Raw genomic sequence first — 290 nt, forward strand, 5'->3', positions numbered from 1 at the left:
AAATCCTGGTATCCCAGCCAACTTCTTCTACCAAGGAAAGTTGGATAAAAGAATTGCTCTAGCTTAGAGTTTAAATTAGCAACTTAGTGATGCGGGAGTGGCGGAATTGGTAGACGCGCTGGATTTAGGTTCCAGTAACTTAGGTTGTGAGAGTTCAAGTCTCTCCTTCCGCACCATGTTCTTATTAAGAACTAAAACTAATTCAAATTTATAGTTGGGATATCGCCAAGCGGTAAGGCACCAGGTTTTGATCCTGGCATTCCCAGGTTCAAATCCTGGTATCCCAGCCA

2 tRNA genes are annotated in these 290 nt (G+C 43.1%); both read left to right on the forward strand.

The window, feature by feature from the left end:
* The first annotated feature begins 91 nt into the window (after window positions 1–91).
* Window positions 92–176: transfer RNA gene (locus AAEY68_RS20845), tRNA-Leu, on the forward strand.
* A gap of 39 nt (window positions 177–215) precedes the next feature.
* Window positions 216–290, forward strand: a tRNA-Gln gene (locus AAEY68_RS20850).

The sequence above is a fragment of the Pseudoalteromonas sp. RB2-MNA-CIBAN-0110 genome (assembly GCF_040309305.1).
Classification (GTDB): domain Bacteria; phylum Pseudomonadota; class Gammaproteobacteria; order Enterobacterales; family Alteromonadaceae; genus Pseudoalteromonas; species Pseudoalteromonas arctica.